This window comes from Pseudomonas sp. CVAP#3, assembly GCF_018986375.1.
Classification (GTDB): Bacteria; Pseudomonadota; Gammaproteobacteria; order Pseudomonadales; family Pseudomonadaceae; genus Aquipseudomonas; species Aquipseudomonas helvetica.
The window spans coordinates 30369-43647 of record NZ_JAHMSC010000007.1; the positions used below are offsets into that span (position 1 = coordinate 30369).

General features: G+C 60.1%; 9 protein-coding genes. 5 read left to right on the forward strand and 4 right to left on the reverse strand.

Features of this window, described 5'->3' with window-relative positions; genetic code table 11:
- Nucleotides 1–125: 125 nt before the first annotated feature.
- The 4 genes from arnT to KRR23_RS13895 form a co-directional block, all read right to left on the reverse strand.
- Nucleotides 126–1775, reverse strand: a complete 1650-nt coding sequence (arnT, locus tag KRR23_RS13880) for a lipid IV(A) 4-amino-4-deoxy-L-arabinosyltransferase (protein WP_216742952.1) — start codon at nt 1773–1775, stop codon at nt 126–128.
- A gap of 528 nt (nt 1776–2303) precedes the next feature.
- Nucleotides 2304–2927 carry a histidine phosphatase family protein gene (locus KRR23_RS13885; protein ID WP_216743160.1) on the reverse strand — a complete coding sequence of 208 codons (624 nt, stop codon included), beginning with the start codon at nt 2925–2927 and terminating at the stop codon, nt 2304–2306.
- Nucleotides 2928–3280: 353 nt separating this feature from the next.
- A complete protein-coding gene (locus KRR23_RS13890; protein ID WP_216742953.1) occupies nt 3281–4654 on the reverse strand; it encodes a sensor histidine kinase KdpD in 1374 nt (457 codons plus the stop codon).
- On the reverse strand, nt 4632–5324 hold the full coding sequence (locus KRR23_RS13895) for a response regulator transcription factor (protein ID WP_216742954.1): 693 nt from the start codon (nt 5322–5324) through the stop codon (nt 4632–4634). The genes KRR23_RS13890 and KRR23_RS13895 overlap by 23 nt, the downstream gene beginning before the upstream one ends.
- Nucleotides 5325–5444: 120 nt before the next feature.
- Here KRR23_RS13895 and KRR23_RS13900 point away from each other — a divergent pair, with 120 nt between their 5' ends.
- The 5 genes from KRR23_RS13900 to KRR23_RS13920 all read left to right on the forward strand — a co-directional run bounded on the left by KRR23_RS13900 (nt 5445) and on the right by KRR23_RS13920 (nt 13222).
- A complete protein-coding gene (locus tag KRR23_RS13900) occupies nt 5445–6134 on the forward strand; it encodes a response regulator transcription factor (RefSeq protein ID WP_216742955.1) in 690 nt (229 codons plus the stop codon).
- Between the two features lie 104 nt (nt 6135–6238).
- A complete protein-coding gene (locus tag KRR23_RS13905) occupies nt 6239–7639 on the forward strand; it encodes an efflux transporter outer membrane subunit (protein WP_253912093.1) in 1401 nt (466 codons plus the stop codon).
- Nucleotides 7636–8829 carry an efflux RND transporter periplasmic adaptor subunit gene (locus KRR23_RS13910; RefSeq protein ID WP_216742956.1) on the forward strand — a complete coding sequence of 398 codons (1194 nt, stop codon included), beginning with the start codon at nt 7636–7638 and terminating at the stop codon, nt 8827–8829. The genes KRR23_RS13905 and KRR23_RS13910 overlap by 4 nt, the downstream gene beginning before the upstream one ends.
- The gene (locus KRR23_RS13915; RefSeq protein WP_216742957.1) at nt 8826–11903 is read left to right on the forward strand and encodes an efflux RND transporter permease subunit; all 3078 of its coding nucleotides are present in this window, start codon (nt 8826–8828) and stop codon (nt 11901–11903) included. Before KRR23_RS13910 ends, KRR23_RS13915 begins: the two co-directional genes overlap by 4 nt.
- A 26-nt stretch (nt 11904–11929) precedes the next feature.
- A complete protein-coding gene (locus KRR23_RS13920) occupies nt 11930–13222 on the forward strand; it encodes a HAMP domain-containing sensor histidine kinase (RefSeq protein ID WP_216742958.1) in 1293 nt (430 codons plus the stop codon).
- The last annotated feature ends 57 nt before the right edge of the window (nt 13223–13279 follow it).

Genomic DNA, 13279 nt, shown 5'->3' on the forward strand with positions numbered 1-13279 from the left:
CTGCAGGATTGCTCCGTGCCTTTGAACGCCGCGACCTGCGCGCCGGGGTCAGAAAATGCAGATCATCTACTTGCCGGGTGACGATTTGCACATCATCACCCGGTAAACCGGCGCATCAGGAATCTTCAGGGCAGTTTCGGGAAAATCAGGATCTCCAGTTCGCCTCGTTTGTAGTGCTTGCCATCAGTCGGCAGCAACAAGACTTCCTGCTCTTCCAGGGCATTTTTTACCCGCATGACCACACCCACCGAGCCCTTTTTGCGGGCTTCGGTCATCCACTGCTGGACACTGTTCATGTCGACTTTGCGGGGTGCAGCCTCAGGGAAATCAGTACCGTACTTCAACTCACCCACCGTGTTGTACAGGTCAACTTGCGGGCGCTTCAGGCGCCAGGATAATGCCGAAGCCGCACCCAGGTCGTTACTCAGCAGCGAAGTGGTCTCGCTCAATTCCTGAACATGCTCGGCGATGAACTGGTCAGGCATTTTGCTGTTGACGATGACAGCCGGCATGGCGGCCGGCAACAGGGCGACCAGAAGCCAGATCCCCAGCGCCGGAGTGGCCCAATAGACCAGCGGTCGGAGGGCTTGCAGGGCGTTGGCGATGATCCAGCCGGCCAACACGATGAAGCCCAGCGACAGGGTAAACATTTCGGTGTTTTCAAAGATCGGCCGGGTGATCTGCAGATAGATCAGGACAATCAGGGCAATCGTCGCGATCGCTACGTTGATCAGGCCGTTGATACGAATCGCGCGGCCACGGGCCTCGCTCACCAGATCGATCAGTGTGCTGGCCATCAGCAAGGCCAGCGGCAGCAGGCACGGCATGATGTAGGTCGGCAGCTTGCCTCTGCTCAGGCTGAAAAATACCAGCGGCAGGAGCATCCACAGCAACAGGAAGCCGGTGGTGTTCTGAGTCTTGTTTTTCCAGGCTTGAACCAGTGTCGATGGCAACAGGGCCGCCCACGGCAGACTCGAAACCACCATGATCGGCAGGAAGAACCACCACGGCCGGGTGTGCTGGGCATCGTCGGCGGCGAACCGGCGAATGTGCTCTTGCCAGAAGAAGTACCGCCAGAAATCCGGTTCGTGACTATTGATCGCCAGCACCCACGGCAGGCTGACGATGATGGCGACGACCAGCGCTACCAGGCCATAACGCAGCAATTCACCAAAGCGCTTTTGCCAGATCATGTAAGGCAGTGCGATCAACACCGGCAACAGCCAGGCAAGGAAGCCCTTGGTCAGGAAACCCATGCCACAGGCGAAGCCGAGCAGGGCCCAGGCACCGAGTTTGCTGCGTGGGGTTTTATTATCCAGGGCAAACCACAAGGCAACCAGGCTCAGGTTGACCCAGAAGGTGAACTGCGGATCGAGGTTGGAGTAGCCAGCCTGGCCGGCGATCAGGCCGAAGCTCATGTAGAGCAGGGCGGCAGCGAAACTTTTGCGCGGATCGTTCCACAGGCGACGGGCGACCAGATACGCCAGCCACACACTCAGCCCGGTGGCGACCGCCGAGGCAATACGCACGCCAAACAGGTTCTCGCCGAAGATCGCCTGACCGATGGCGATCATCCAGTAACCGGCAATGGGCTTCTCGAAGTAGCGAAAGCCCATGAAGTGCGGAGACACCCAGTCACCGCTCAGCAACATCTCCTGGCTGATCTGCGCGTAGCGGGGTTCGTCGGGAATCCATAACCCATGGCCGACCATCGGCAACAGGTAGAACAGGCCGAAGGCCAACAATAGGCAGGGTAGAGCCCAGCGCTTGATCATTTGACTCGTGCTCCCTGCGACTTCATTCGGCGGTTCGGATTGCTGCGTGAGCAATCAGTAAAGTGATGCGTGACGAGTATTATTTTTCGCTTCATGGGACGGCCTTGATACCGGAAGACGTTGCTCGGTTTTTGGTGTTTTGGTTACGACGTTCGATGCTGCGCCGGTCTTCTTCAACAAAGACGCGTGCAGGGGCGCAGGCATCGCTGTGGCGAGCCGGCCGTATTACTCGGCAAAAGGATAAAGTCGACGCATGACATTCCTGGGCCTCCTGGCAGCGGACTGGACGGGTGCAGGTGAGTGAGCCGCTGTGAGCGGGCACCGCATGCTACAAGTGGAGCGTCGAGTCTTCCATTGAGGATTTTCCCCAAGCAGGCATTCAAACGTGAAATCCCCGGATTTTCAGTAACTCGCTGAAAAAATAAAGTTATTCAATTTGTTTCAACTGCGCGCGAGCGCTGGCGAACTGCCGTAATGGCTTTGTTTTTTGAGTTCGTTAACAGCGCTGGCGTGTCCTGGCCAACCGTGTTATTTGCTGGCGAATCGCTTATCCAGCACGGCTGGCCAGTCCCCGGAATTCACAATACCAAGCACTTTCAGCTGGCCGTCAGCCGTCACCGAAACGAACAGGGAGCTGGTGTACTGACTGGTAGGAGCATGCTTGAAGCCGGTTTGTTTCTCGAAGTCGCTGATACAGCCGCTGTGCGTGACCAGGACCAGATTGCGATGTGCCGTTTTGTGTGCGACCACATCGTCACGCATGGTCTTGCCGCATTGGGCCAGCCATTCCTGATTCGAGGCCTCTTTGCCAAACATGTACTGCGCGGTTTGCATCGTGCGGGTCGCAGGGCTGCTGAACACATCCGCATGGTCCATGCCCAGGGCGTTGAACCCCTTGCCGACGTCTGTCGATGCCGCGCTGCCTACCTGGGTAATGCCATCGGCCGGGCCCAGGCACGGGTTTTTCGACTGATCGCAGCGTTCGGCATGTCGAACCAGCACCACCACATCCCCTGCCTGCCAGTGTTGGAATACGCCAGCCGTTGCCATGTGATCACTTTCCGCCAGCATCGCTGGAGACCGGGGCCACAAGGTGAACCCCATGACCAGGGCGGCCACTATCACTGCCGACGCCGCTAGCGTGACCTTCAGAAACCGTTTTTTGACCGCTCGTTTAGGCGAGTCCTTGGGTAATACAGTATTAACCACGCCTTTCACCTGTAAGTCGTATTGGGACGAAGAATGTCGATTCCGTTCAAGCAGTCAGGATAGACAGTTCACGGAAAACGCGAGCATTGAAGGTCGATTTGTGATGATCAATGTAGAGGCGGGCAAGTGGGGGATAAGTGAAACGAATGTGAAAATTTCGCTGGAACGCTTAACCCACCCTTAACGACAGCTAATTGTTTGATTTTAATTGCATTGCCATCGACCAGAGACGCCTGCGCCAAGACCTCGCGCGAGGTCGTCGGGAAGGCGGCAAGAGCCGCCCGAGACCGATTGTTTCAAGCTGTTTCGTGAGTCTGTTTTCCCAGCAGATCGATTTGGCAACCCGGGGCCGCGTCGTAGACCGCAAGCTTCATGTCGTGCAACCGCGCCACCGCCGACACCATGCTCAAGCCCAACCCGTTGCCGGGTGTGTGACGGCTCAGTTCTGAACGGTAGAGCCGGCGAAATACCGCCTCGCGCTCGTCTTCCGCAATTCCCGGACCGTTATCGACTACCCGAATACCGATGCCCGTTGCGTCGCTGATGACGCTGAGACTGACGCTGCTATGGTCGGGTGAGAACTTGATCGCGTTATCCAGCAGGTTGCAGCAGGCATCGAACAGCAGTTGCGCATCGCCAGCGATCAGCGTTGGCTGCGCGCCGGCATGGAACGCCAGGCTGATGCCGCGCTCCTCGGCCAGCGGTTCGTAGAGTTCGGTGGCATCGGCGCCAATCAGGTTCAGATCGACCGGTGCAAAGTGGCTGCGTCGTGCGCTGTCCTCAATCTCGGAAATGCGCAGCAAGGCACGGAACGTCAGCAGCAGGCCCTTGGCCTCGGTCAGGGCCGAATCAATGCTGGCGGCGTATTCGTCCTCGCGCAGACCCCGCCGTTGCGCGCGCTCAAGGCCGGCAATCAGCCGGGTCAGGGGCGTGCGCAGGTCGTGGGCGATGTCGTCGCAGACGCCCTTGACCTCGCTCATCAAGCGTTCCAGCTCATCGAGCATGCTGTTGACGACATTGGCGAGGCGGTCGATGTCATCGTTGTTGCCCAAGGTGGGCAAGCGGCTGCTCAAGTCGCCTTCGATGATGCCTTTGATCGAGTCGCTTAACTTGTCGAGACGGCGCCGCGCCGAGTAGCCGAGGCCGATCGCACCTAACAGGCCAACCACCAGCAGCAGGACCCCACCGGAAACCAGCGCATGGACCAAAAGTTCGTCGAACTCGCCGATATCATGCATGTCCTGGGCGACCAGCAAGGTTTTGCCGTCTTCCAGTTTATGAACGATAAACCGCACCGGACGGGAGCGATCATTGGTTTTTTGCCAGTCGAACTCGGCGGGGCGATCATATTTTCTGAACGGCGGCAGTTGATGAATGGCGCCGACAATGTACTGGCCGTTTTCATCGAACAAACTGTGGGGCAGGCGGCCTTCTGTGTCCGAAATGGCGTGTTTGCGGATTTCCTCTTCCCGCAGTTGCGGGGTTTGCTGGCTGCGATTCTCTACCTGACGATAGAGCGCAGTGTCGGCCTCGGTCTTCAGGTAAAACGCGGTCTGCCAGTAAATGTAGCCAAATAGCGCCAGAAACGAGCAGCCGAACAGCCCCAGGAACATCAGGCCTGTGCGAAAACTGATGGTGCGCGGAATCTCACTCAGGTGAACGGAGAACATAGCCGGCCCCCCGAATGGTGTGGATCATCTGCGGTTCACCTTCGGCGTCGATCTTGCGCCGCAGGCGGCCGATATGCACCTCGATGACATTGGTGCGCTCGTCGTAGCTGTAATTCCATACGGCTTCAAACAACATGGTGCGTGTGACCACCTGTTCGGCGTTACGCATCAGGTGTTCCAGCAACGCGTATTCACGCGGAACCAGGTCGATGGTTCGATCGCCACGGCGCACACTGCGGCGTAACAGGTCGACGTGCAGGTTGCCGACGCGCAGCTGGTTGTCCGGTTCGCGGGTGGCGGGTTCGGCACGGCGACGGCTCAAGGCGTCCAGCCGCGCGGTGAGTTCGATAAACTCGAAGGGCTTGGTCAGGTAGTCATCACCACCGGCGCGCAAACCTCGAACACGCTCATCCAGCGCGCTCAGGGCACTGAGGATCAACACCGGCGTGCTCACGCTCGCCGCTCGCAAGGCGGTCAATACGCCCAGCCCATCGATGCCGCCCGGCAGCATCCGGTCGAGCACGATCAGGTCGAAGGGCTCGCTGAGGGCCTTGAGCAAGCCGTCGCGGCCATTGTTCACGCAAGTGACGGTAAACCCGTGGTCCTGCAGGGCTGCTTCAATTTCGTGGGCGGTGGAGCTGTCGTCTTCGACGACCAGAACATGGGTCATGGGAGTTGAACCGGTCACTTGAACGAGTGGAGAGATGGCATAGTGTGTCAAATCCAGGAAGACGCCAACGTCGCCGCCGGATAAATAAAAGTTTAGGTTCCTGTTAAGAGAGAAAGCTCCTTGCGCATTCTAGTCGTTGAAGACGATGCCCAGACCGCCACCTACCTGTTGCGTGGGCTGACGGAAAGCGGGCACGTGGTGGATGTCGCCGAAGAAGGTAACGATGGACTGGCCATGGCCCTGGAAGGGATTCATGACGCGTTGATTGTCGACCGGCGGCTGCCGGGGCTCGACGGCATTGCGCTGGTAAGGGCGATACGCAGTCGCGGTTCGCGTATTCCGGTGCTAATGCTCAGCGCTCAGTCGACCACCGCGCAAAAGGTCGAAGGCTTGCAAGCCGGTTGTGACGATTACCTGGCAAAACCCTACGCGTTCGCCGAGGTGCTCGCGCGCCTCGATGCTTTGCTTCGCGGCACCGATCAACCGAGCGCAGCAGGGCGCAAGCTGCAAGTCGGCGAACTCGAACTCGACTGCGCGACCCGTACGGCGGTGCGCCAAGGCCGTAGCATTGTCTTGCAACAGCGTGAGGCGCTGTTGCTGGAAAAACTCATGCGCCACAGCGGTCAGGTGGTCACCCGCGACATGCTGCTCGACAGTGCCTGGGATTACACCTTCGACCCCAACGACAATGTCATCGACAAACATATCCATCGTCTGCGGCGCAAACTCGACGAAGGTTTCGAGTACTCGCTGATCAAGACCATTCCGGGCGCGGGTTACAGCTTTCAGGGCCGTCGCGAGCCCGATTAAATAAAAGTTTACCTGCAGGCGAACGCTCTGCAAGGCGCTGTTGGCTATCTTCGGCTGATTCGTGGAGGTGCTCCACAATCGTTTCAGCCGGAGATCGCGTGCCAATGTCAGTTGCAACCTCACCGAGGCGTAACTTTTTATCAATATCGGTGCTGCTGGGCGTATTGATGCTCGGTGGCTGCTCGATGGTGCCCGCCTACCATCAACCGGAGTTGCCGCTGGCGGCAAACTGGAATGGCTCCGGGCAAACGACCGCGGCACGGGGAGGGCAGTGGTGGAGCCAATTCCACAGCGCTGAACTGAATGATCTGATCACCCGTGGCCTCTCGGCCAATTACACCCTTAAAGCCGCGGCCAGCCGCATTGAAGAGGCACGCGCTTCGGCTCAGGTCGTCGGCGCTGGGCAATATCCGACCCTGGCACTGGGCGGCAATGTCCAACGCCAGAACAATTACGGCACCACCAAGAAAAGCAGCGTGTTCGCCCAAGCGTCATACGAGCTGGACTTCTGGGGCAAACAGCGCGCTGCCGCCGACTCAGCTGACGCGTTGGCCAATGCCAGCGTGTTCGACGCACAAACCCTGCGCATGAGCCTGGGGGCGAGTATTGCCGACAGCTACTTCCAGGTCTTGTCGCTGGAAGAACGGCTGCGCCTGGCCCAGTCAATTGCCGACGACGCCAAGCAGGTGCTCGATCTGGTCGAAGTCCAGGCCAGCCAGGGCGCCGTGTCCAATCTTGAAGTGGCGCAGCAACGCAACGCCCTGCAAACCTTCCAGGCGGCGATGCCACCATTGCGTCAGCAGCGCGATCTGGCGCTCTACCAATTGGCGGTACTGGTGGGCGAGACGCCGCAAGGTTTTCACCTGAAAAACTCCGGTCTTGAGGGTTTGCAGATGCCGCGTCCGTCCGCTGGACTGCCCATCGGCCTGCTGCGTCAGCGGCCCGATGTGCAAGCAGCCGAAGCGCGACTGGTCTCGGCCAACTTCGATGTCGGGGTCGCCCGTGCGGCGTTCTTGCCAAATCTGTCGCTGGACCTGATCGGCGGTATCGACACCATTGCCGGCGGCAATATCTGGAGCGTCATCGGCACATTGGCCCAACCGGTGTTCACCGGCGGCCAGCTCAGCGGCCAATTGCACGTTGATCAGGCCCACGTGCAGGAACTGACCGCCAGTTACCGTGAATCGGTGATCGAGGCGCTGCAAGACGTCGAAACCCAACTGAGTGCCACCCGCGAACTGGATAAAAGCTATGCCTTGAATCAGGCCGCGGTGGACTCCGCCCGCGAGGCCGCGAGGTTGGCGCAGGTTCGTTATCGGCTGGGCTCCACCGATTTCCAGACCTTGTTGATCGTCGAGCGCACCCAGTATCAGGCCGAAGACACGCTGTTGCAGGTACGCCTGCAACACCTGCAGGCCGCCGTCGGTTTGTTCCGGTCGCTGGGCGGTGATTTCACGCCCGACACCCTCGCTTCCCTTTCTCCTTCTCAGGCGTCACACCCATGAATGCTAAGCCACGCGTTGCGAACCCTCGCCATCGAGCGCTCTCCTGGGCGCTGCTGGTTCTCCTTTTGGGCGCCGGCGTCGGCGGCTTTCAGTGGATCAAACGAGCCCAGGCCGCGCCCACCAAGGCCGAAGCCACGGCAGTCCCGGTGCAACTGACGCAAGTCAGCCAACAGGACCTGCCGATCTGGCTCAGTGCAATCGGCAACGTTCAGCCGCTCAACAGCGTGAACGTGCGGGTTCGGGTGGATGGCGAGTTGCAGAAAGTCCTGTTCAAGGAAGGCCAGACAGTGAACGCCGGCAGTCTGTTGGCGGTGATCGATCCACGGGTCTATCAGGCTCAAGTGGCGCAGGCGCAAGCGCTGGTGGCCAAGGATCAGGCACAGTTGGCCAACCTGCGGGTCAATCTGGACCGGGCCAGCAAACTGGCGGCCGCCAAGGCCGGGCCGACCCAGGACGTCGACACCTATCGCGCCGAATTGGCGGCGCAACAGGCCACGGTGCAGGCTGACCAGGCGGCACTGGATAACGCGCGCCTGCAACTGGAGTTCACTCAGGTCAAGGCACCGCTGACCGGGCGTACCGGCCAGCGCTTGCTGGACGTCGGCGCCATCGCCCACGGCGCGGAAGCCACGGGCCTGGTGACCATTACCCAGATGAACCCGATTTCGGTGGCTTTCGCCGTCTCCCAGGACGAACTCCCGCAGATCCTTGAAGAAAACGCCAAGGGCGCCTTGCAAGTGGTCGCCATGACCCGCGACGGCCATCAGGAAATCGCTCGCGGCCGTCTGAGTTTCATTGACAGCCAGGTGGCTGCCGCGAGCGGTCAGATCCAGTTGAAGGCCGAGTTCGACAACAGTGCCAACCAGTTGTGGCCTGGCGAATTGGTCAGCGCACGCTTGCTGGTCAGCACCCGCCAGGACGTCACGGTGGTGCCGTCCAACGCCGTGCAGTTCGGTCGTCAGGGCAACTTCGTCTATGTAGTTGGCGCCGATCAGAGAGTGCAGCCGCGTCAGGTCGATGCCGCCGCCGTGGTCGATGGCAAGCAGTGGATTCGTCAGGGGCTGGCCGCTGGAGAAACGGTCGTCGTGCAAGGCCAGTCACGCATCGCACCGGGCGTCAAAGTCGCACCGGTCAAGGCTGACGAAGCCGCTGCGCTGGCGGCTGCCACACCGGTGGAGAGCGCACGATGAAAGGGCTCGCCGGACTGATTCAACGACGTGTGGGCCTGAGCCTGTTAGCGCTTGGGGTGATGTTGCTGGGCGCTTTCGCGTACTTCCAGTTGCCAGTGGCCCCTTTGCCTACGGTGGATTTCCCGACCATTCAGGTCACCGCCAAACTCTCTGGAGCCAGCGCCGAGACCATGGCTTCGTCGGTCGCGACACCTCTGGAAAGAGCCTTTGCCGCGGTTCCGCAAGTCACCTCGATGACCTCCTCGAGCGCGGCCGGCAAGACTCAGGTGGTGTTGCAGTTCGACCTGTCACGGAACATCGATGGTGCTGCGCAGGATGTGCAGACCGCGATCAACACCGCGACCCCGAACTTGCCGAAGACCATGACCAGTACGCCGACCTTCAACAAGGTCAACCCGGCGGAAGGGACGGTGTTGTCACTGGCCGTGACCTCGCCGACACGCACACTGCCGGAGCTCGACCGTTACGCGGACAACTACATTGCCCAGCGTTTGTCGCAGATGCCGGGCGTCGGCCTGGTGGATTTCCACGGTGAGCAAAAACCGGCGGTGCGGATTCAGATCGACCCGGATGCGCTGGCCGCACGCGGCCTGAGCCTGGAAGACGTGCGCAGCGTGATCGGCGTCAGTACCGTCGATCAGCCCAAGGGCACCCTTGACGGGCAGACCCGCTCCGTCACGCTCGGCGCGACCGACCAGATGCTCGACCCGCAGCATTATCGGGATCAGGTGATTGCCTATAAAAACGGCATGCCGATCAAGCTCGGTGACCTTGGCCGGGTAATCGCCGGTGCCGAAGATACCCAGCAAGCCGCACAGTTGGGTGGCGAGCCGACGGTGATCGTCGACATTCACAAACAGCCGGGTTTCAACCTGCTGTCGACCATTGCCACGATCAAGGCCAAGTTGCCCGAACTGACCGCGTCGTTGCCTCGCGACGTGCAGGTTCAGGTGGTGGGCGACCGGACCCAGACCATCGAAGCCTCGGTCAACGACATGCAGTTCACTTTGCTGCTGTCGATTGCCCTGGTGGTCGTGGTGATCTTCGTGTTCCTGCGCAAGGCCACCGCCACGTTGATCCCCAGCCTGACCATTCCGCTGTCGCTGGTGTCGACCTTCGGCGTGATGTATTTGCTCGGCTACAGCCTCGACAACCTGTCGATCATGGGCCTGGCCATTGCCGTCGGCTTCGTGGTGGACGATGCCATCGTGGTGATGGAAAACATCGTGCGCCATCTGGAGATGGGCAAGTCTCGCCTGCAATCGGCGGTCGATGGTTTGCGCGAAGTGGCGTTCACCATTGTCTCGATGACGGTGTCGCTGATTGCGGTGTTCTTGCCGATCCTGTTGATGTCGGGGATCGTCGGGCGCTTGATGCGCGAGTTCGCGGTGACGGTCAGCGTGGCGATCATCATGTCCTGCATCGTCTCGCTGACGATCACCCCGATGCTTTGCGCCTGGCTGCTCAAACCGCATACCGAGAGCGAGGAGGGGCGTTTCGCCCAGGCTTGCGAGCGGGCGTTCACTGGCTTGCACAATGGCTATCGCCGCAGCCTCGACTGGGTCCTCGACCATCAGCGTCTGACCCTCGGCGTGGCACTGGCCACATTGCTGGCGACCGCGGTGTTGTATGTGAGCATTCCCAAGGGCTTCTTCCCGCAGCAGGACAACGGCCTGATCCAGGGCGTTGCCGAAGCCGCTGCCGATATTTCGCCGATGGCCATGCGGGAGCAGGTCAACCGCGTCGCCGAAGTTGTCGGTCATGACCCGGCAGTGGCCAAGGTATATTTCTGGATCGGCCCGAACCCGACGGTCAGCCAGGGCAAGGTGATGATCAACCTCAAGCCGTTCAGCGAGCGCACCGACAGTGCCCGCGAGGTGATCAGCCGCTTGCAGCCGGCCCTCGATCAGTTGTCCGGGGTCAAGGTTTACCTGCAGGCTAACCAGGACATCCAGATCGGTGGCCGCGCCAGTAAAACCCAGTACCAGTACACCCTTCAGGACCCGGACAGCGCAGAGCTGGATCACTGGAGCGGGGTGCTGCTGGAAAAACTCAAGAGCTTGCCGCAACTGCAACATGTGACCTCTGACCAGCAACAGGCCATTGCTCAGGCAACCCTGGTGATCGACCGTGCCACGGCGGCGCGTCTGGGCGTGACGGTGCAGGCCATCGACGACGTGCTGTACGACGCCTTCGGGCAGCGTCAGGTCGCGACGATGTTCACCCAGCTCGACCAGAACCACGTGGTTCTTGAACTGGACCCGCACTGGCAGACGTCCACGACCACGCTGGAACACTTATACGTGCGCGCCAGCTCCGGAACCCTGGTGCCATTGAATCTGTTGGCGAGCATCAAGACCGAGCAGGTGCCGATCATCATCAACCACCAAGGGGTATTCCCGGCCATTACCCTGTCGTTTGACCTGGCGCCCGGTCAAGCCCTGAGCGATGCGGTCAGCGCGATCAACCAGGCGTCTTTGGCGGTGGCGATGCCCGACTCTGTCGTCGGCAGTTTCCAGGGCACCGCCCAGGCATTTCAGGACTCGTTGAAATCACAACCCTGGCTGATTCTGGCGGCCATTCTGACCGTCTACATCGTGCTGGGCGTGCTCTACGAGAACGCGATTCACCCGTTGACGATCATTTCGACCCTGCCGTCCGCCGGGTTCGGTGCACTGCTGGCATTGATGCTCTGTGGACAGGACCTGTCGGTCCTTGGGATGATCGGCATTATTTTGCTGATCGGCATCGTCAAGAAGAACGCGATCATGATCGTTGACTTCACGCTGTCGGCCCAGCAGCGTGGCTTGTCTGCCAGAGACGCCGTGCGCGAAGGGTGCCTGTTGCGCTTGCGGCCGATCCTGATGACCTCGCTGGCGGCACTGCTCGGCGCGGTGCCATTGGCGTTCGGCCACGGTGCCGGCTCGGAGCTTCGCCAGCCATTGGGCATTGCTATTGTCGGTGGCCTGGCGGTCTCGCAGATCCTGACGTTGTACACCACCCCGGTCGTCTACCTTTGGTTTGAGCGTCGGCGTCTCAGCCAAAAACTCGTCGCGCAGGACATCAAGGTGTGACGTCGGCATTCAAACACTGGAAAGACATGGACTCCAAACAAAGCCTGACAAAGAGGATTGTGATTGTTTTCGCACTGATGACTGCGTTTGTCGCAGGGGTCTTTGCGGTTGGCATTGTCGCGACCGTGCATATCGTTGAAAGAAGGCTCACCACCACCAGCCTGAGCGGTGGGCTGCAACGCCTGCTGCTGATGGACAACACCGATGACTGGACCCATCGACCGGAAAAAGACGAGCTGTTTTTCTTTGAGGGCGGACTGGGTGAAATGACCCCGGACGAACAGCTCAAGGCGCTGCAGCCGGGGTTTCAGGAAATCGTCTTTGGCGGTGAGGACTACTACGCCATGGTGAAGGTGGTTGAAGGTCGCCAATACGTCCTGCTGAAAGATCAGCGAAGCCATGAACAACGCGAACGCGTGCTGTACGCGGTGGTGATTGTCGGGTTTGTGTTGAGCATCCTGCTGGCGATTCTGTTGGGGTGGCTGCTGGCGCGACGCGTCATGGCCCCGGTGGTCCGTTTGGCGCGTCAGGTGCGTCACCGCGATCAGCTACTGGAACTCGCGCCACCGCTGGCGCCCGAGTATGCCGTCGACGAGGTCGGCGAGCTGGCGATGTCCTTTGATCAAACCCTGGGCCGACTGCGCGAGGCGCTGGGCCGGGAAAAACTCTTCACCAGCGATGTCAGCCACGAATTGCGAACGCCGTTAATGGTGCTCGCCAGTTCATGTGAGCTGTTGTTGAGCAATCGTGCCCTGGATCAGCGCTCGATGGCCCAGGTCAGCCGTATTGCCAGGGCCAGCGATGAAATGCGACAGCTGGTCGACACATTCCTGATGTTGGCGCGTGACCGGGACAACGACTCCGCTAACGGTGGCAACGCCTCCTTGAAAGAGGTCGCCGATGCGTTGGCCGAGATTTGGGGCAGGCTGATCCGGGAAAAAGGCCTGGAGTTCATCTACCTCGACGAGCAGACCTCAAACAGCTACTACAACCTGACGTTCCTGCAATCGGTGATGGGCAACCTGCTGCGCAACGCCTGGCACTATACTGATCATGGCTTCATTCGCCTGACCCTGCGAGATCATGGCTTCAGCGTGGAAGACAGCGGTATCGGCATTCCGGAAGAAAAACGTCATGCGATGTTCCAGCCCTTTGTCAGGGGCGACGAACACCGGGGCGAAGGGCTGGGATTGGGGCTGTCGCTGGTTCAGCGGATCTGCACCAACCAGAACTGGCGAGTGGAACTCACCACCCGCGAACCCCACGGCTGTCATTTCGCCGTGGACCTGGCAGAGCGTCAGAAGCAACTCCTGCTCTAGCCAGCACGGAAATGTCCGTTGGTCGGTTCGCCTGACAGGCCGGTCGATTTGCGCTCT